The sequence below is a fragment of the Pseudomonas sp. NFPP28 genome (assembly GCF_900115535.1).
Lineage (GTDB): Bacteria > Pseudomonadota > Gammaproteobacteria > Pseudomonadales > Pseudomonadaceae > Aquipseudomonas > Aquipseudomonas extremorientalis.
Genome location: NZ_FOWT01000010.1, coordinates 237,319 through 256,995 on the forward strand (window position 1 = coordinate 237,319; position 19,677 = coordinate 256,995).

At 60.4% G+C, this 19,677-nt stretch carries 15 protein-coding genes; 9 read left to right on the forward strand and 6 right to left on the reverse strand.

Annotated features, from left to right (window positions below; genetic code table 11):
• Positions 1 to 4: 4 nt before the first annotated feature.
• On the reverse strand, positions 5 to 1,129 hold the full coding sequence (locus BM110_RS25200) for a methyltransferase (protein WP_092248281.1): 1,125 nt from the start codon (positions 1,127 to 1,129) through the stop codon (positions 5 to 7).
• 160 nt (positions 1,130 to 1,289) lie between these two features.
• Positions 1,290 to 2,000, reverse strand: a complete 711-nt coding sequence (locus tag BM110_RS25205) for a helix-turn-helix transcriptional regulator (RefSeq protein WP_092248284.1) — start codon at positions 1,998 to 2,000, stop codon at positions 1,290 to 1,292.
• A gap of 380 nt (positions 2,001 to 2,380) precedes the next feature.
• Here BM110_RS25205 and BM110_RS25210 point away from each other — a divergent pair, with 380 nt between their 5' ends.
• Positions 2,381 to 3,157 (forward strand): ferredoxin--NADP reductase, encoded by a 777-nt coding sequence (locus BM110_RS25210; RefSeq protein ID WP_093514369.1) that lies wholly within the window; start codon positions 2,381 to 2,383, stop codon positions 3,155 to 3,157.
• 43 nt (positions 3,158 to 3,200) lie between these two features.
• On the opposite strand, the gene mscL is transcribed toward BM110_RS25210, so the two are convergent.
• Positions 3,201 to 3,617, reverse strand: coding sequence for a large-conductance mechanosensitive channel protein MscL (gene mscL / locus BM110_RS25215; RefSeq protein ID WP_071489958.1), 417 nt, complete (start codon positions 3,615 to 3,617; stop codon positions 3,201 to 3,203).
• A 287-nt stretch (positions 3,618 to 3,904) separates the two neighbouring features.
• Between mscL and katB the strand changes: the two genes are divergently transcribed.
• Genes katB through BM110_RS25235 form a run of 4 tightly spaced genes read left to right on the forward strand, consistent with a single transcriptional unit; the run spans position 3,905 to position 8,188 of the window.
• Complete coding sequence (gene katB / locus BM110_RS25220) at positions 3,905 to 5,446, forward strand: catalase KatB (RefSeq protein WP_071489959.1); 1,542 nt, start codon at positions 3,905 to 3,907, stop codon at positions 5,444 to 5,446.
• 58 nt (positions 5,447 to 5,504) lie between these two features.
• Positions 5,505 to 6,044 (forward strand): ankyrin repeat domain-containing protein, encoded by a 540-nt coding sequence (locus BM110_RS25225; protein WP_092248290.1) that lies wholly within the window; start codon positions 5,505 to 5,507, stop codon positions 6,042 to 6,044.
• A 35-nt stretch (positions 6,045 to 6,079) separates the two neighbouring features.
• Positions 6,080 to 7,447, forward strand: coding sequence for a DNA repair protein RadA (gene radA, locus BM110_RS25230; protein WP_049711449.1), 1,368 nt, complete (start codon positions 6,080 to 6,082; stop codon positions 7,445 to 7,447).
• Positions 7,448 to 7,462: 15 nt separating this feature from the next.
• Positions 7,463 to 8,188: a hypothetical protein gene (locus BM110_RS25235; RefSeq protein ID WP_093514370.1), complete on the forward strand. Its 726-nt coding sequence runs from the start codon at positions 7,463 to 7,465 to the stop codon at positions 8,186 to 8,188.
• A 4-nt stretch (positions 8,189 to 8,192) separates the two neighbouring features.
• Here BM110_RS25235 and BM110_RS25240 read toward each other — a convergent pair whose 3' ends face one another.
• Positions 8,193 to 8,561, reverse strand: a complete 369-nt coding sequence (locus BM110_RS25240) for a PilZ domain-containing protein (protein ID WP_058427704.1) — start codon at positions 8,559 to 8,561, stop codon at positions 8,193 to 8,195.
• Positions 8,562 to 8,735: 174 nt separating this feature from the next.
• Between BM110_RS25240 and BM110_RS25245 the strand changes: the two genes are divergently transcribed.
• The 3 genes from BM110_RS25245 (at position 8,736) to yjiA (ending at position 12,112) form a co-directional block, all read left to right on the forward strand.
• Complete coding sequence (locus BM110_RS25245) at positions 8,736 to 10,802, forward strand: carbon starvation CstA family protein (RefSeq protein WP_058427703.1); 2,067 nt, start codon at positions 8,736 to 8,738, stop codon at positions 10,800 to 10,802.
• A 15-nt stretch (positions 10,803 to 10,817) separates the two neighbouring features.
• Positions 10,818 to 11,015, forward strand: coding sequence for a YbdD/YjiX family protein (locus BM110_RS25250; protein ID WP_003194308.1), 198 nt, complete (start codon positions 10,818 to 10,820; stop codon positions 11,013 to 11,015).
• A gap of 137 nt (positions 11,016 to 11,152) precedes the next feature.
• On the forward strand, positions 11,153 to 12,112 hold the full coding sequence (gene yjiA / locus BM110_RS25255) for a GTPase (RefSeq protein WP_093514371.1): 960 nt from the start codon (positions 11,153 to 11,155) through the stop codon (positions 12,110 to 12,112).
• Between the two features lie 183 nt (positions 12,113 to 12,295).
• On the opposite strand, the gene glyA is transcribed toward yjiA, so the two are convergent.
• Complete coding sequence (glyA, locus tag BM110_RS25260) at positions 12,296 to 13,549, reverse strand: serine hydroxymethyltransferase (protein ID WP_058427701.1); 1,254 nt, start codon at positions 13,547 to 13,549, stop codon at positions 12,296 to 12,298.
• Between the two features lie 230 nt (positions 13,550 to 13,779).
• Positions 13,780 to 17,631 (reverse strand): sensor domain-containing protein, encoded by a 3,852-nt coding sequence (locus BM110_RS25265; protein WP_093514372.1) that lies wholly within the window; start codon positions 17,629 to 17,631, stop codon positions 13,780 to 13,782.
• A gap of 287 nt (positions 17,632 to 17,918) precedes the next feature.
• On the opposite strand from BM110_RS25265, the gene ettA reads away from it, so the two are divergent.
• Complete coding sequence (gene ettA / locus BM110_RS25270) at positions 17,919 to 19,583, forward strand: energy-dependent translational throttle protein EttA (RefSeq protein ID WP_071489964.1); 1,665 nt, start codon at positions 17,919 to 17,921, stop codon at positions 19,581 to 19,583.
• The last annotated feature ends 94 nt before the right edge of the window (positions 19,584 to 19,677 follow it).

Sequence of the window (19,677 nt, forward strand, 5' to 3'; positions counted from 1 at the left end):
TTTTTTATTTGCGCGCCTTGAGGATCACGAATTTTGGCGTGGTGGCGACTTGCTCGACACCCCGGAACAGGCGCGCCAGCTTGGTGTGATAACCGAGGTGGCGGTTGCCGACGATATAAAGGGCGCCGCCCACCACCAGGGCTTCCCGTGCCTGTTGGAACATGCGCCAGGCGAGGAAATCGCCGACCACCTGCTGCTGGTGGAACGGTGGATTGCATAGCACCACGTCCAGGGATTGCGGCTCTTGCCCCGCCAGGCCGTCGGCGGCACGCACGATCACATCGCGATCACCAAGGGCCGCTTGCCAGTTTTCGGCCGCCGATTGCACCGCCATGTAGGACTCGTCCACCAAGGTGTAGTGCGCTTCGGGGTTTTGCAGGGCGCTGGCAATCGCCAGTACGCCGTTGCCGCAACCCAGGTCTGCCACGCGGGCGCTGCCCAGGTTTTTCGGCAGGTGGGGCAGGAAGGCGCGAGTGCCGATGTCCAGGCCTTCGCGGCAGAACACGTTGGCGTGGTTCAGCAGTTCGATAGCCGGTGCGTCCAGGGTGTAGCGGGTGGGGTAGGGCGACACGGCAGCAGGGCGATCTTCAACGGTGGCGATCAGCAATCGCGCCTTTTTTACCGCGAGCGATGCGTGCATCGGGCCAATGTAACGCTCCAGCAACTCGCCCGCCGCCCGTGGCAAATGCTTGATCATCGCCCCGGCGATCACTTCGGCGCCTGGGGCCAGCTGGCCTTGCAAGCGAATCAGTTGTTCTTCCAGCAATGCCAGGGTTTTGGGTACGCGGATCAGCACCCGGTCGAACGGCCCGGTGGGGATATGGCTGGCCGGGATGAACGCAACGGCGTCAAACGCCTTGCCGTTGCGCACCAGGTTTTTTTCCAGGCCTTGCGCCGCCAGGAACGAATCGCCACTGGAGGTCAGTTGCACGTTGCCTTGAAGGCTGGCCGCAAGGGCGCCGAAGCTGTCATTGAGCACCAGCACCCGGGTTTGTGCGGTCGGCTGCTGTTCCGCCAAGTGGCTGAGCAGGTACTCGTCGGCGGCATCGAAGGCTTGCAGCGGATCGTTGTGTTGCTCTGGCTGGCGGATCAGATCGAGCTGGGCAAAGGGGCTTTCGAGCAGGGGCATGGCGGGGGAGACTCTGGGTAAACGATGGGTGTTCGACAGCGGTTGCCGAACCGTCTGAGTGAACCACGGGCGACACCCCGGAGGGGTCGCTCAGCACTCAGAGTGGGTGGTAAATGTTACGTTTTTTTCAGCGCGATTACATGCGGTGTTTCTTGGCCGGTTAAATAATCCCGGCCTGCGCGGCGCGAAGCACGGCGGCGATTTTGTTGTTGACGCCCAGTTTCTTGAGGATACTGCTGACATGAAAGCCTACCGTACGCTCGGACAAACAAAGTATGGCGGCGATATCTGCTGCGGTCTTGCCCATGCCAGACCACATAAGGACTTCCGTTTCCCTAGGGGTCAATTTGCTTGCAGGGTTGACGCTGGGTTTTTCGGCAAACTTCTGCGCCAGCACGGCATGCATGGCGTGGCAAAGCCATAGCGCCATTCCTGCTTTTTCATACAATTCTTCCGGGCTGATGTCACCTTTGCCACGGCTCAACGTCAGCATGCTGAAGACCCCCCGGAAATCATGCACGCTGATGGTCAACGCCTTGTGTACCTCCAAGGTAGCGGCCAAAGACCAAAGACTGGGCACGTCTTTGAATGTTTCCTCCTTCCAGACAAGGGGTAACACGCCCTCCCTACAATGTTTCACTACGGGGTCTACATCGAAGTAGTGCGCTTGGTGGTATAGATTTTTCCATTCAATTGGATAGTTCGTCAGTTCCACCGGTTTGTTTTCACCGTTGGTGAGTTGAGAACTCATCTTGAAGGAACAGTATTGGAAACCGAGTTCGTAGGCCTTGTTGATGGTCATTTCAAATACGCTGGTGACCTCGTCCTCACCTTCCAGCGAGTGGAGTCGTGTATTTCGCCAGTTAAGCATGGGTAAATCTCCATGGGGTCTCCGTGACTTGGGGTACGTCCTTTATCCCCAACGTTGCACGAAAATCAGTGTAGGACACGTACTACATGGCGAGAGGAAAATTTCGTTCTTGCGCTGTAAGGTTTAAGAATTTTTCCACAGGAAGGTAGTTAGCCAAGCAATTGGCAAGTTTGAAACTCGCGATTTATTAGGGGGTTGAAGCCCCTGTAACAACCCACTAACAGCGGCTATATGAGGCAGTTTTTAAAGCTAATAGCGAATTGATCGAAGGTGAAATTAATTTGCCATCATTGCGTACTGGTGTGATGCCACTCCCTATCGTAGGTGTTTCCGCGCACGACTTTGAGCGACACTAGGGCACCTGTAGAACGGAGCCCCCCATGACGGCCAGTGCTGAGAAATTTACCCGCCAGATCTTGCTCGACGTGCAATCGCTGACCCCCAGCCTGTTTACCCTGCGCACCACCCGCGATCCGGGCTTTCGTTTTACCGCGGGCCAGTTTGTACGTCTGGGTGTCACCAAGGCGGATGGCAGCACGGTATGGCGTGCGTATTCCTTGGTGTCCTCGCCGTTTGATGAGCACCTGGATTTCTTCTCGATTGTCGTCCCGGACGGTGAGTTCACCAGCGAGCTGAGCCGTCTGCGAGTCGGCGATACCTTGATGGTGGAGCGCCAGGCCACGGGGTTCCTGACCTTGAACCGCTTCGTCGACGGTCGGGATTTGTGGATGCTTGGCACCGGCACCGGGGTGGCTCCGTTTTTGTCGATCCTGCAAGACTTCGAGGTCTGGGAGAAATTCGAGCGCATCATCCTGGTGTACAGCGCACGGGAAGCCAAAGAGCTGGCTTACCAGGCGCTCATCAACACATTGGGTGAACGCGAATACCTGGCCGAATACGCACACAAACTGACCTACATCCCCATTGTTACCCGCGAACAACACCCCGGCGCATTGAATGGACGCATCACCACGCTGATCGAAAATGGCGAACTGGAGCGCGCGGCCAGCGTCGAACTGACCCCGGAGCATTCCCGCGTGCTGATTTGCGGCAACCCGCAGATGGTCGATGACACGCGCCAATTGCTCAAGCTGCGCGATATGAACCTGAGCTTGAGCCGGCGACCCGGCCAGGTGGCGGTGGAGAACTACTGGTAATAAAAAAGGCGCCTCAAACAGGCGCCTTTTCATGCCGGCTCGATTAGAGCGGCTTGTCGTTCTGTGCCTTGAGCAGATCGCGGATCTCACCCAGCAGCACTTCTTCCTTGGTCGGCGTCGGCGGCAGGCTTGGCGCCACGGCCTCTTCACGTTTGAGGCGATTGATCGCCTTCACGCCCATGAAGATCGCAAACGCGATGATCACAAAGTCGATGACGCTCTGGATGAACTTGCCGTATGCCAGGACCACCGCAGGCACATCGCCTTGGGCAGCCTTTAGCGTTATCGCCAGGTCACCGAAGTCCACGCCACCGATCAACAGACCAATGGGCGGCATCACCACGTCGCCTACAAACGAGGAAACAATTTTGCCGAAGGCTGCGCCGATGATAATACCGACGGCCATGTCGACCACATTACCTTTGACCGCGAAGGCCTTGAACTCACTGATCACGCCCATAGGTTATTCCTTGTTACAGATGAGAAGGGTGGTACCCAGTGTAAGTCAGTCGTAGAGGGCTTGCCTGAAACAACCGCTCACACTGTTAGCTTTTATCGACACATTAAAACGCAATTAGTTTGCAAAGTGCCATCAATCGCGCGCGAAATACCCGCCAAATCAGCGACTTACCAGATTATTTTATCAATCGGGTTGTTATGACTTTTCTATTTATCTTCTGACTCGCGGGTCACTAGCCTCTGGCAAGCACAACTGAATGTGCACTAAAAAAACCAGAGGAAACCTCGATGAACAATCCAATGAGCCGCGGGCCTGTTACCGCGCGATCCGCGCTGGTACTGGTGACCGCCAGCCTGCTTTCCCTGTCTGTACACGCCGCCAACCTGACCCGCGACAACGGTGCCGCCGTCGGTGACAACCAGAACTCGCAAACCGCCGGCGCCAATGGCCCGGTGCTACTCCAGGACGTGCAGCTTATTCAGAAATTGCAGCGCTTCGACCGCGAACGTATCCCCGAGCGCGTTGTACACGCCCGTGGTACCGGTGCCCACGGCACCTTTACCGTCACTGATAGCCTCAGCGACCTGACCAAGGCCAAGGTGTTTGCCGCCGGCGAGGCCACCCCGGTGTTCGTGCGCTTCTCCGCCGTGGTCCACGGCAACCACTCCCCGGAAACCCTGCGTGACCCACGCGGTTTCGCCACCAAGTTCTATACCGCCGAAGGCAATTGGGATTTGGTGGGCAACAACTTCCCGACGTTCTTCATCCGTGATGCCATCAAGTTCCCTGACATGGTCCACGCGTTCAAGCCAGACCCACGTACCAACCTGGATGACGATTCGCGGCGCTTCGACTTCTTCTCCCACGTGCCTGAAGCCACCCGTACGCTGACCGAGCTGTACTCCGACTCCGGCACCCCGGCCAGTTATCGGGAGATGGACGGCAACGGTGTGCACGCCTACAAGCTGATCAACGCCAAGGGTGAAGTGCACTACGTCAAGTTCCACTGGAAAAGTCTGCAAGGCATCAAGAACCTCGATCCCAAGCAGGTTACCGAAGTGCAGGGCCGCGACTACAGCCACATGACCAACGACCTGGTCACCCACATCAACAAGGGCGACTTCCCCAAGTGGGACCTGTACGTGCAGGTGCTCAAGCCTGAAGACCTGGCCAAGTTCGATTTCGACCCGCTGGACGCTACCAAGATCTGGCCGAACGTGCCTGAGCGCAAAGTCGGGCAAATGGTGTTGAACCGCAACCCGGCCAACGTGTTCCAGGAAACCGAGCAGGTAGCCATGGCCCCGGCCAACCTGGTGCCGGGCATCGAGCCGTCGGAAGATCGCCTGCTGCAAGGCCGGGTGTTCTCCTACGCCGACACCCAGATGTACCGCCTGGGCGCCAATGCCCTGCAACTGCCGATCAACGCGCCACGGGTGACCGTCAACAACGGCAACCAGGACGGCGCGATGAACTTCGGCAAGACCACCACCGGTGTGAACTACCAGCCAAGTCGCCTGTTGCCACGGGAAGAACCGCAAACCGCGCGCTACAGCCAGTCGGCGCTGTCAGGCAGCACCCAGCAGGCGAAGATCCAGCGTGAGCAGAACTTCAAGCAGGCGGGTGACTTGTACCGCTCCTACAGCAAGAAAGAGCGTCAGGACTTGATCGAAAACTTCGGCGGCTCGCTGGCCACCACCGATGACGAGAGCAAACACATCATCCTGTCGTTCCTCTACAAAGCCGACCCGGAGTACGGCACCGGTGTAGCCAAGGTGGCCAAAGGTGACCTGGCGCGCGTGAAGGCGCTGGCGGAAAAACTGACTGACTGATCCGTTGGTTACGGTCGACGCCCCGATACGGGCGTCGACCCCTGGCAGGAGAACAACCATGCGAATTTCTATCGGCTTGCTGATGGCCATGCTGGCCTTTGTCGCCCAGGCCGAGACTCCCGACCCGGTGGCGCTCAAGGCCCAATTGCAGGACTACTATTTCGACGCCGCCCGCCGTGGCGACCTCGACATGCTCAATACCTTTATCGACTCCGGCTACAGCCTCAACACCCAGGACGACAAGGGCTACACCGCGCTGATCCTCGCTGCCTACCACGGCCAGGGGCCTTTCGTGGAGCGCCTGCTCAACGCCGGTGCCGACGCCTGCGTGCAGGACAAACGCGGCAACACCGCGCTGATGGGCGCGATCTTCAAGGGCGAGTTGAAAATCGCCCAGCGCCTGCTGGCCACCGACTGCAACCCCGACCAGCGCAACGGTGCCGGACAGACCGCGGCCATGTACGCCGGGCTGTTCAAGCGTGTCGAGCTGCTGGATGAACTCAAGGCCAAGGGGGCCGATCTCAATGCCGAAGACCCGGTCGGTAACACCGCTTCACGCTTGGCCAGTGGTGAAATCCGGACCCCGGCGTCGCGCTGAGCTATCATCGCGGTTTTTCGGTTGGAGGTTCTCAAATGGCAAAGGCCAAGCGCATGTACGGCTGCACGGAGTGCGGCGCGACCTTTCCCAAGTGGGCCGGCCAGTGCTCCGAGTGCGGTGCGTGGAACACCCTGACTGAAACCATGATTGAGAGTGGCGGTGCGGCGGCCCCCACCGGCCGGGCCGGCTGGACCGGGCAGCAGGCGCAGATCAAGACCCTGGCTGAAGTCAGCGTCGAAGAGATCCCGCGTTTTTCCACGGCATCCGGCGAATTGGACCGCGTGCTGGGCGGCGGCCTGGTGGACGGCTCGGTGGTGCTGATCGGCGGCGACCCGGGCATCGGCAAGTCGACGATTTTGCTGCAAACCCTGTGCAGCATCGCCAGCCGCATGCCGGCGCTGTACGTCACCGGCGAAGAATCCCAGCAACAAGTGGCCATGCGCGCCCGCCGCCTGGGGTTGCCCCAGGATCAGCTGCGGGTCATGACCGAGACCTGCATCGAAAGCATCATTGCCACGGCCCGTATCGAAAAGCCCAAGGTCATGGTGATCGACTCGATCCAGACCATTTTCACCGAGCAGTTGCAATCGGCGCCGGGTGGCGTGTCCCAGGTGCGCGAGAGTGCGGCGCTGCTGGTGCGGTATGCCAAGCAGAGCGGCACGGCGATCTTCCTGGTCGGCCACGTCACCAAGGAAGGCGCGCTGGCCGGGCCTCGGGTGCTCGAGCATATGGTCGACACGGTGCTGTATTTCGAGGGCGAGTCCGATGGTCGCCTGCGCTTGCTGCGGGCGGTGAAGAACCGTTTCGGGGCGGTGAACGAGTTGGGTGTATTCGCCATGACCGACCGGGGGCTGAAAGAAGTCTCCAACCCGTCAGCGATTTTCCTGACGCGTGCCCAGGAAGAAGTCCCTGGCAGTGTGGTGATGGCAACGTGGGAAGGCACCCGGCCGATGCTGGTGGAAGTGCAGGCGTTGGTGGATGACAGCCACCTGGCCAACCCGCGCCGCGTGACCCTGGGCCTGGACCAGAACCGCCTGGCGATGCTGTTGGCGGTCCTGCACCGCCACGGTGGCATCCCGACCCATGACCAGGACGTGTTCCTCAACGTGGTCGGCGGGGTCAAGGTGCTGGAGACCGCCTCCGACCTGGCGTTGATGGCGGCAGTCATGTCCAGCCTGCGTAACCGGCCATTGCCCCATGACTTGCTGGTGTTTGGTGAAGTCGGTTTGTCCGGTGAAGTTCGCCCGGTGCCCAGCGGCCAGGAGCGCTTGAAGGAAGCGGCCAAGCATGGCTTCAAGCGTGCCATCGTGCCCAAGGGCAACGCGCCGAAGGAATCGCCGCCCGGGATACAGATTATTGGGGTGACCCGCCTGGAGCAGGCACTGGATGCACTTTTCGAGTAAACAGGGAGGGGCGCAATGCAACGAACGAATCGCTGGGGCGTGCTCGCCCTGTTCATGACCTTGGCCGGTCTGCCTGTCCTGGCGTGGGCCGACTTGCCGGCGGGATATCGCCTGGCGCAAAAGCTGGTCACGGAAGAAGGCAGCGTGCTGCAGGTGCTGGAAGACCAGCGCATCAGCGCTCAATTGCACAAGGACAGTTGGGGCAACGGGTTGGACGAAGACTCGTTCGACGAGCCCGGTGACCTGGTTGAAAACCCGTTGCTCGACGCCCAGCTGCGTCTGGTATCGGCCGCCGGCGAGGTGATCGCGCGCAAGAACCTCGGCTACCCGCTGGCCAAGGTCAAGAAAGCCCCGCTCAAGGGACAGCCCGCGCCTGTGTATTTTTTGATCGTTGATCAGACCGCGCCCATGGGCAGCTACAGTGGCCCGGCCACGCAACTGTTACTGCCTGCCAAGCAGGAACTGGAACCGGTGAGCTACCAGGACACCGACGGCAAACTCAAACCACTGACCCTGGCCAGCACCGGCAAGGCGGCCTGGAAGGTTTCGACGCCCGTCGACGGTAGTGCGGATGAGCTGTTGCAGATCTCGTGCTTTATGGACGGCGACGGTGACGATGATTTTGCCACGCGTTACCAGACCTACCGTTGGGTGGATGGCCAGTGGCAGGCGGCATCGACGCAGAAAGCCGGTTACTGGGACACGGAAAGCGACTTCCCGGCGCGTACGGCATTTCCCTGAGCCGTCATACTTCCAGCAAGGCGGCCAACTCCCGGTGCAGCTCGTCCTCGTCACCCAGGTTCAACTCGATCAGCCGCCGCAAGTGGCTGATCGAATCCAGGTCGATGTGCTGACACACAAACCCCAGTTGCCCAGGATCCTCATGGGTCAGTCGCACTTGCATCTTTATATGCGCCTTCGGATCGAGGCGTATATCGACGTCGAACGGCAGCGCCTTGTTGCCCTTCCAGTCTTCCGGCCGTTGCACCAGCAGGCCTTTTAGCGACAGGTCCACCAATTGCACTGGCCATTCGCGGCCGTTTTGCCGAATTTCGGTCTTGGCATCAAAGGCGATGCGGCGGAAACGACGGCGGTCAGACGGTTGCTCGGTCATGGTGAAGCCCTCCGGGGATAGGGGGATTGTAGTCGTGCGCCACTATTGGCTCGGTTTTTCTGCTTTTTTTGTCCGCAGAAGGCTCTAGACCAACGTAGGGGGGTGGCCTTTAAGTCCAGTAGCGCTAAACTCCGGATGGCTGTCCTTTCTGTCCACCCTGGCTGGAATATAAAAATGAAAAATAATAATAGCCTGCTACGCCACCTACCCTGGCTGGTGCTGGCAATCGTAGGAGCGTGCGCCCTGGGCGTAGTGGCCTTGCGCCGCGGCGAGGCGATCAACGCCTTGTGGATTGTGGTCGCTGCTGTGGCCATCTACCTGGTTGCGTACCGTTACTACAGTCTGTTCATCGCTAACAATGTGATGCAACTCGACCCACGGCGGGCCACCCCCGCAGTGCTCAACAACGACGGTCTGGACTATGTGCCGACCAACAAACACATCCTTTTTGGTCACCACTTTGCGGCGATTGCCGGTGCAGGCCCGCTGGTCGGCCCGGTATTGGCGGCGCAAATGGGTTACCTGCCCGGCACGCTCTGGCTGATTGCCGGCGTGGTGCTGGCCGGTGCGGTGCAGGACTTCATGGTCCTGTTCCTGTCCACCCGTCGCAACGGCCGTTCCCTGGGCGACATGGTTCGCGAAGAGATGGGGCGCATCCCGGGGACCATCGCGCTGTTCGGCTGCTTCCTGATCATGATCATCATCCTCGCGGTGCTGGCGCTGATCGTGGTCAAGGCCCTGGCCGAGAGCCCATGGGGCATTTTCACGGTGATGGCGACCATCCCGATCGCGATGTTCATGGGCATCTACATGCGCTACATCCGCCCGGGCCGCATCGGTGAAATCTCGATCATCGGCGTGCTGTTGCTGCTGGGTTCGATCTGGCTGGGCGGGCAGATTGCCGCTGATCCGGTCTGGGCCAAGGCGTTCACCTTCACCGGTATCCAGATCACCTGGATGCTGATCGGCTACGGTTTCGTCGCCGCCGTTCTGCCGGTGTGGCTGATCCTGGCACCGCGTGACTACCTCTCCACCTTCCTCAAGATCGGCACCATCATCGCCCTGGCGATCGGCATCCTGGTCACCATGCCAGAGCTGAAAATGCCGGCCTTGACCCAGTTCATCGACGGTACCGGCCCGGTGTGGAAGGGCGGCCTGTTTCCGTTCCTGTTCATCACCATCGCCTGTGGCGCGGTCTCGGGTTTCCACGCGCTGATCTCCTCGGGCACCACGCCCAAGCTCCTGGATAACGAAACCAACGCCCGCTACATCGGTTACGGCGGCATGCTGATGGAGTCGTTCGTGGCCATCATGGCGATGGTCGCTGCTTCGGTGATCGAACCTGGCGTGTACTTCGCCATGAACAGCCCGGCCGCTGTGGTCGGTGGTGATGTGGTGGCCGTGGCGCAAACCGTCAGCAGTTGGGGCTTTGCGATCACGCCTGAGGCGCTGCAAGCCGTGGCCCATGATATCGGCGAAACCACCATTCTGGCCCGTGCCGGTGGCGCGCCGACATTGGCGGTGGGTATCGCACAGATCCTGCACAGCGTACTGCCGGGTGAAAACACCATGGCATTCTGGTACCACTTTGCGATCCTGTTCGAAGCCCTGTTCATCCTCACGGCGGTGGATGCGGGCACCCGTGCCGGCCGCTTCATGCTGCAGGACCTGCTGGGTTCCTTCGTGCCGGCGCTGAAACGCACCGAGTCGTGGACCGCCAACCTCATTGCAACCGCCGGTTGCGTGGCGATGTGGGGTTACCTGCTGTACCAGGGCGTGATCGACCCACTGGGCGGTATCAACACCTTGTGGCCACTGTTCGGTATCTCCAACCAGATGCTGGCAGGTATCGCGCTGATGCTGGCTACTGTTGTGCTGATCAAAATGAAACGCCAACGCTACATCTGGGTGACCATGCTGCCGGCCGTCTGGCTGCTGATCTGCACCACCACGGCGGGCTTCATCAAGCTGTTCGACGCGAACCCTGCGATCGGCTTCCTGTCGCTGGCCAAGAAGTACAGCGATGCATTGGCCAACGGCCAGATCCTCGCCCCGGCCAAGAGCATCGACCAGATGCAGCACGTGATCTACAACGCCTACACCAATGCAACGCTGACGGCGCTGTTCCTGTTCGTGGTGTTCAGCATCCTGTTCTATGCGCTCAAGGTCGGCGTCGCCGCCTGGGGCAACAAAGAACGTACGGATAAAGAAGCCCCGTTCCAGGCTGTACCGGACGCGTAATCGAGGGTTGCAACCATGTTCAATGACATCAGTCGCCTCGGTAAATACCTCGGTCAGGCCGCGCGCCTGATGGTCGGCATGCCCGACTACGACACCTACGTCGAGCATATGCAAACCAAACACCCGGACAAGCCGGTGATGGACTACAAGGCGTTCTTCCGGGAACGCCAGGAAGCCCGTTACGGCGGCAAGGGTGGGCCCAAGTGCTGTTGAGTTAACGCAATATCCCTGTGGGAGGGGGCTTGCCCCCGATAGCGGTGTGTCAGTGACAGGTAAGTGCCTGACACGCTGCTATCGGGGGCGAGCCCCCTCCCACATTTGTTTCTGTGTTCCTTCAAGGAGAATTTCTTTTGTCCTCTCCCATTCCAGTCACGGTCCTCAGCGGCTTCCTGGGTGCCGGCAAGACCACCTTGCTGCGCCACCTGCTCAAAGCCGAGCACGGCCTGAAAATCGCCGTGATCGAAAACGAATTCAGTGACGCCGGTATCGACACCCAGCTGTTGGGCGCAGAACCGGTGCAAGTCATGACCCTGTCCAACGGCTGCGTGTGCTGCACCATCCACACCGACCTGACCAAGGCCCTGTACCTGCTGCTCGAGCGCCTGGACAGCGGCGAGATCGCCTTCGACCGCCTGGTGATCGAGTGCACCGGCCTGGCCGACCCGGCACCTGTGGCCCAGACCTTTTTCATCGACGAAGAACTGCGCGAGCGCTACATCCTCGACGGCATCATCACCCTGGTGGACGCGGCCCACACCGAGCACCACCTGACCCAGACCATTGCCCAGGCCCAGATCGGCTTTGCCGACCGCCTGTTGGTGAGCAAACGCGACCTGGTGGATGACGCTACCTTCGATGCGCTCAGTGAACGCCTGACCCGCATCAATCGCCGTGCGCCGATCCGGGTGGTGGATCATGGCAAGATCGACCTGGCCGAGTTGCTCGATGTGCGCGGCTTCAACCTCAATGCCGGCATGAGCTTGCGTCCGGTGAGCAAGGCGCCGTCCATCGACCGTATCTCCAGCCTGGTATTGCGCACCGACCAGCCGCTGGATATCGACCGACTCAGTGAGTTCATGAACGAACTGCTGGAAGACCACGGCAAGCAACTGCTGCGCTACAAAGGCGTGCTGAACATTGCCGGGGAAGACCGGCGCATGGTGTTCCAGGGCGTGCTCAAGCTCTACGGTTTCGATTGGGATACCGAATGGGCCGAAGGCGAGGTGCGAGAGAGTGTGATCGTGTTCATTGCCGATGAGTTGCCCGAAGACAAGATTCGCGAAGGTTTTGCCAAGGTCTACCAACCCTGACTTGAAACACAATCCAATGTGGGAGGGGGCTTGCCCCGATGAGGGTGTGTCAGTAGATAACTCTGTGACTGACACACTGCTATCGGGGGCAAGCCCCCTCCCACAATTAACTGTATTTCAAATTGGAATTTGGAATAAAAAAGCCCGGCTCAAGAGCCGGGCTTTTTAGTCAAGCAACTGCAATCAAGCGCCGTACACCGGCAGCTTCTTGCAGATGGCCTTGACCTTCTCACGTACCGCGTCGATCACGGCTTCGTTGTTCAGGTCGGCCAGGATGTCGCAGATCCAGCCGGCCAGTTCCTTGCACTCTGCTTCCTTGAAGCCGCGAGTGGTCACAGCCGGGGTGCCGAAGCGCAGGCCGGAGGTGACGAACGGCGAACGTGGGTCGTTCGGCACGGAGTTCTTGTTCACGGTGATGAAGGCTTTGCCCAGGGCCGCGTCAGCATCCTTACCGGAGATGTCTTGCTTGATCAGCGACAGCAGGAACAGGTGGTTTTCAGTACCGCCAGACACTACGTCAAAGCCGCGCTCGATGAACACGCTGGCCATGGCCTGGGCGTTCTTTACCACTTGTTGCTGGTAGGTCTTGAACTCAGGCTGCAGCGCTTCCTTGAAGCAGATCGCTTTAGCGGCGATCACGTGCTCCAGCGGGCCACCCTGGGCGCCTGGGAATACGGCGGAGTTCAGCTTCTTCTCGATGTCGGCGTTGGCGCGAGCCAGGATCAGGCCGCCACGTGGACCGCGCAGGGTCTTGTGGGTGGTGGTGGTCACGACGTCAGCGAAAGGTACCGGGTTCGGGTAGACGCCAGCGGCGACCAGACCGGCCACGTGGGCCATGTCGACGAACAGGTACGCACCGACCTTGTCAGCGATGGCGCGGAAGCGTGGGAAGTCCAGGATCTGCGAGTAGGCAGAGAAACCGGCCACGATCATTTTTGGCTTGTGTTCAACCGCCAGGCGCTCGACTTCGTCGTAGTCGATCAGGCCGTTGGCATCGATACCGTATTGAACGGCGTTGTACAGCTTGCCGGAGGAGGAAACGCTGGCGCCGTGGGTCAGGTGACCGCCGTGGGCCAGGCTCATGCCCAGGATGGTGTCGCCGCCTTGCAGCAGGGCCAGGTACACGGCGCTGTTGGCTTGGGAACCGGCGTGCGGCTGGACGTTGGCGTAGTCGGCGCCGAACAGTTCCTTGGCACGGTCAATGGCCAGTTGCTCAACCACGTCGACGTACTCGCAACCACCGTAGTAGCGCTTGCCCGGGTAGCCTTCGGCGTACTTGTTGGTCAGAACCGAACCTTGAGCCTCCATCACCGCAGGGCTGGTGTAGTTTTCCGAAGCGATCAGCTCAATGTGCTCTTCCTGGCGCACGGCTTCTTGCTCCATGGCGGCGAAGAGATCGGCGTCGTACTTGGCAATAGTCAAATCACGGCTGAACATGGCGGTCCTCAAGGATCGGGGGCAGAAAAGGAGGGCATTCTAACCCAATGGGTTTTAGATGGCATATGAAAGGACATCATGTCGCGGACAAGTGGGGCTCATCTGGGGATAGGCGGTGGCTGTGAGTGCCTTATCGGGGGGCAAGCCCCTTCCACAGTTGAATGTGTTCGCAGATCAGAATGTGGGAGGGGGCTTGCCCCCGATGAGGCCAGTGGCCTCACCGCAGAATTTCAGTCGAACATGAACAGCGCATCATTGCTGAACTGCGCTTCGAACCGATTCGCCGGCATCGGCCGCCCGAACAGATAGCCCTGCACCTCATCGCAGCCATGCTCACGCAGGAAATCCAGCTGTTCATGGGTTTCCACCCCCTCGGCGATCACCGCCAGGTTCAGGCTGTGGGCCATGGCGATAATGGCGCGGGCGATCTGGGCGTCCTGTTCGCCGGAGGGCAGGCCGTCGACGAAGGTGCGGTCGATCTTCAGCACGTCGATGGGGAACTGCTTGAGGTAGTTGAGCGACGAGTAACCGGTGCCAAAGTCGTCGACCGCAATGCTCAGGCCCAGGTTCTTCAGGCTGTCGAGGATCTGCATGGCCTCGTTGACCTCACGCATCAGGATGCTTTCGGTCAGCTCCAGCTCCAGGCACGCCGGCGGCAGGCCGGTGTCCTTGAGGATGGTGGCGATGCGCGTACCCAACTGGCCGTCGGAGAATTGTCGCGCCGAGATATTCACCGAGACTTTCGGCACCCGCACCTTGTTCTGGTGCCAGGTCTTGAGCTGGCGACAGGCTTCGCTGATCACCCAGTCGCCCACGTCCACCACCAGGCCCAACTCTTCCAGCACCGGGATGAAGTCTCCCGGCGGCACCAGCCCGCGTCGAGGGTGGCGCCAGCGCAGCAGGGCTTCGGCGCCGGTCAGGCGTTTGCCGTCGCCGCTGAACTGCGGCTGGTAATAGAGCACGAATTCGTTCTGGTCCAGGGCGTGGCGCAGGTCGCTTTCCAGCTCCAGGCGTTCCAGGGCGCTGGCGTTCATGTCGGCCTGGTAGAACTGGAAGTTGTTCTTGCCGCGTTCCTTGGCGTGATACATCGCCGTGTCGGCGTTTTTCATCAACTGGCTCAGTTCGTTACCGTCCTGCGGGCTCAGGGCGATACCGATACTGGCGGTCACGAAGAACTCACGACCTTCCAGTACGAAAGGTTTCACCAGGCTGGCGAGGATCTGCTCGGCCACATGAATCGCACGGTTGAGTGCCATGTCACGGTTGACCCGTGGCTGCAGGAGCAAGGTGAACTCATCACCGCCCATGCGCGCCACAGTGTCGTCTTCGGCGACGCAGCCCAGCAGGCGGGTGGCCATTTCCTTGAGCATGCGGTCGCCGGCGGCGTGGCCCAGGGAGTCGTTGATCGGCTTGAAGCGGTCGAGGTCGAGGAACATCAGCACCACCCACGACTTCTGCCGTTCGGCGGACTGCAGCGCGGTGTGCAGGCGGTCCTGGAACAGTGTGCGGTTGGGCAGGTGGGTCAGGGCGTCGTAATAGGCCAGGCGGTGGATGCGCTGCTCGCTGGCCTTGCGCTCGCTGATATCACTGAAGAAGCATACATAGCTGGCCAGGTCGCCTTCGTCGTCGAACACCGCAGTAATGCCGACCCACGCCGGGTAATGCTCGCCATTGCGGCGCTTGAGCCACACTTCGCCTTCCCAGGTACTGTGCTGGTGCAATTGCTTGAGCACATAGCGCAGGTGGGCTTCCTGCTGTTCATCGACGGTGAGCATGTTCGGCAACTGGTCGAGTACATCGCTGACCGCATAGCCGCTGACCCGGCTGAACGCCTCGTTGGCCTGCACGATATAGCCGGCGGGGTCAGTGATCAGGATCGCCGAAGTGGAGTGCTCGAATACCGTGGCCGCCATGCGCAGGTCTTTCTCGGCGCGGCGTTGCTGGCTGATGTCGCGGCCCACCCCAAGGATGCCCTCGAAAGCGCCGTGTTCGTCCCACACCAGCACCAGGCGCAGTTCGATCGGCACCTTGCGACCGTCGGCGCGCAGGCAGTCGAACAGGAACAGCTGGGTCTGGATCTCATCACGCAGCCTGTTCAGCGCATCAGGATCGCCCAGCGCACGGCTGACCTGTTCCATCAGGCTGTAAATGCCGGTCAGTTGCTGCGGGTTGGCGATGATCGACTGCCAGCCGTTCTTGAACACCCAGTCCACGTCATAGCCGAGCACGGCGTTGACCGACGGGCTGACGTAGTTGAGGGCCAACTGACTGTCGGTGGAACAGATCACGTCGCTGATACTTTCGGCCAGCATGCGGTAGCGTTGTTCGCTGTCACGCAGGGATTCGCTGGCTTCGATCTGGTCGGTGATGTCCTTGGCCACGCCGATGATGCGGGTGATCTGCGCGGTCTTGTCCCGCGCCAGGGCTTGTTCGCGGATATCGAAGCGCCGCCATTCATTATTGCGGTGACGGAAGCGCAACTGGCATTGCAGTTGGGTGGTGTAGCCGACCTGGCGCTGTTGCTGGCGCAAGTCGTGGTAATGCTCGGCGTCTTCGGGGTGCAGCAGGATTTCCCAGAAGTACTCGCCCATCTGCTGCAATTCGGCCTTGTTATAGCCGAGGGTGTGGCCCAGATGGTGGTTGCTGAAAATCATGCGCTGGCTGATTACGTCCTGCACATACAGGTGGTCGGGCACGGTGCGCACCACGTCCGACCAGAAACTCTCGCGTTCCACCAGCGACAGTTCGATCAACTTGCGGCTGGTGATATCGCTGATGCTGAGGATCACCGCCTTGAAATCGTCCTGCTGCTCGGGCAGGCGCATCACCAGCCACAGGTATTGCTCGTTGCCGGCCACGTCCTTGAGCTGGATTTCCAGCTCCAACTGGCTTTGTCGGGTCAGCACGGCTTCGAGTATCTGGTAACCAATGGACGTGGCGTTGCGTGGGCAGTCATCGATCAGGCGTTCCCAGGCCTGCTCGCAGGAACCTACGTTCAACAGGCTGACCGCCACCTGGTTGACCTCGGTGACGCGCAGCTCCTTGAGCAGTTGCTGGCGCTCGCTGGGGTTGTGCTGCAGCCAGGCGTGCAGCTGCTCGCGGGTCTCCAGCCGAGTCTTGTCGAAGAACGCGTTCAGCCCCGACAGGTCCAGCACGCACAGGGCCACGCCGGTGCCTTCGAAAATATCCTGGTAGCGCCGCCGCCCCTCATGCACCTGGCGCTGACGGCGGCGCATGTTCAGCAGCACGATCACCGGGATCAACGAGAACGCCAGGCCCAGCAGGCATTTGCCGATGAAGGCCGGCAGCAGTTGCTCCAGCACCGCGCTGCGGTCGAACAGCCCGCGCAGTTGCCAGTCGCTTTTGCTCAACGGTGTGATCAGTACGCTTTTATTCAGTTCGTCGGGGGTCAATGCAGACGCCCACTGCGCCGGCATGCCGCTGTCGCGGCTGACCACGCGATGGTTGAGGCGGTTCTCGATGGCCCACATCGGGCGCTGGCCCTGGCCGTCCTGACGGGTGAGGTTGGTCAGGTAGTTGGGGGCCAGGCGCAGCGCCCAATACATCCGTGAGCCGCCACTGGGCTGATGCAACAGTAGATAGATGAGGGTGCCGTCGTTGCTGTTGCTCAGGTAATAAGACTGGCCGTGGCTGCGTTGCACCAGTTCTTCGAGCCAGGCGCTGTCCTGGCTGTCGCTGGCACTGTCGCTGATCATCGCGCCGCTGGGGGCAAGCAGGGCGATGCTGCGCAATTCCGGCAGCGAACGTTGCAAGGTCCGCATCAAGGCCTGTTGCTGTTCGCTGTCACGCGGTGGCTCGACCATCGGCAGCAGGTTCAGGGCGATCTTTGCGCTGAGGGCCATGTTCAGGCTGATCTGTTCAGCCAGGTCGGCGCTGTAGTCGATGGTGTATTGCTGCTGGTTCTTCTGGTTTTGCTGCAACTGGTCCAGCAGTTGCCAGAACAATAACGCGAGCAGCATAAGGACAAGCGTCGCCAATGCGCCTTTGAGGGTGCCGTGCAGGGGCGCTCCCGGCGCTATATGAGCGGCGCGCAGGGGAGTTGGCGGCGTGACTTTGGACAAGCTGTGATCCTGCGGTTTGGCTGGACTGGCGCGCGACGTGCACTATAAGCCGGACGCCCGGAGGGCGGCTAGCATGCCTTGACTTGTGGCAAAGTGCCAGCCCTTGCCTGGCTGGACTGACCAAGCGCATTCAGGTAGCTTTGCCGGTTACGCGGGGGCGTTCCAGCCCCAGATATTCAGGCTTTATACCGCACGCTGGCATTGATGATAGTCAACGGCCCGCGCCGCGCATGGCCTGGCACGGGCTTCGCCCGCTTAATTCATCAGTCACTGACGCTAGGTTCACCATGGCTCAATACGTCTTCACCATGCATCGGCTGGGCAAAGTTGTCCCCCCGAAGCGGGAAATCCTGAAAAACATTTCGTTGTCCTTTTTCCCCGGCGCCAAGATCGGCGTACTCGGCCTCAACGGTTCGGGTAAATCCACGCTGCTGAAAATCATGGCCGGCGTCGACACCGAGTTCGAAGGCGAAGCCCGCCCGATGCCAGACCTGAACATCGGCTACCTGCCGCAAGAGCCGATCCTGGATCCGACCAAGACCGTGCGTGAAGTGGTCGAAGAAGCCGTCAGCGTGATCAAGGACGCCCAGGCGCGCCTGGACGAGGTCTACGCTGCCTACGCCGAACCGGACGCCGACTTCGACAAGCTCGCCGCCGAACAGGCCAAGCTCGAAGCCATCCTGCAGGCCGGCGACGGTCATAACCTGGAGCGCCAGCTGGAAGTCGCCGCCGACGCGCTGCGCCTGCCGGCATGGGACGCCAAGGTCGAACACCTGTCCGGTGGCGAGAAGCGCCGCGTGGCCCTGTGCCGCCTGCTGCTGTCGGCCCCCGACATGCTGCTGCTCGACGAACCGACCAACCACCTGGACGCCGATTCCGTCGCCTGGCTGGAACACTTCCTTCACGATTTCCCAGGCACCGTGGTTGCGATCACGCACGACCGCTACTTCCTGGACAACGTCGCCGGCTGGATCCTCGAGCTCGACCGTGGCGCCGGTATCCCTTACGAGGGCAACTACTCCGGTTGGCTGGAAGCCAAGTCCGACCGCCTGGCCGCCGAATCCAAGCAGCAATCGGCCCATGAAAAAGCCATGAAGGAAGAACTGGAGTGGGTGCGCAAAGGCGCCAAGGCCCGCCAGTCCAAGTCCAAGGCGCGTCTGCAACGCTTTGAAGAAATGCAATCGCAGGAATTCCAGAAGCGCTCGGAAACCAACGAGATCTACATCCCGGCCGGTCCGCGCCTGGGTGACAAGGTCATCGAGTTCAAGAACGTTACCAAAGGCTATGGCGACCGCGTACTGATCGACAACCTGTCGTTCTCCATGCCAAAAGGCGCGATCGTCGGTGTAATCGGCGGTAACGGTGCGGGTAAATCCACGCTGTTCCGCATGCTGATGGGCAAGGAAACCCCGGACTCGGGCACCATCGAAGTCGGCGAAACCGTGCAACTGGCCTGCGTGGACCAGAGCCGTGAAGACCTCGACGGCAGCAAGACCGTGTTCCAGCAGATTTCCGACGGCTCCGACCAGATCCGCATCGGCAACTATGAAATCCCGTCGCGTACCTATGTAGGCCGTTTCAACTTCAAGGGCGGCGACCAACAGAAGTTCGTCAAGGACCTGTCCGGTGGTGAGCGCGGTCGCTTGCACCTGGCCCTGACCCTGAAGGAGGGCGGCAACGTCCTGCTGCTCGACGAACCGTCCAACGACCTCGACGTTGAAACCCTGCGTTCCCTGGAAGAAGCCCTGCTGGACTTCCCGGGTGCTGCCATTGTGATCTCTCACGATCGGTGGTTCCTCGACCGCGTCGCGACGCACATCCTGGCGTACGAAGACGACTCGCAAGCGGTGTTCTTCGAAGGTAACTACACCGAGTACGAAGCGGACCGTAAAAAACGCTTGGGCGAAGCTGCTGCCCAACCGCACCGTGTGCGTCACAAAAAACTGGCCTGATCCGGGCTGGTGATTTGAAAGAGCGGAGCCTTCGGGCTCCGTTTTTTTTGCCTGGAATTTGATGGTGCGTGCGGTTTGATTTGAATCCCTGAAA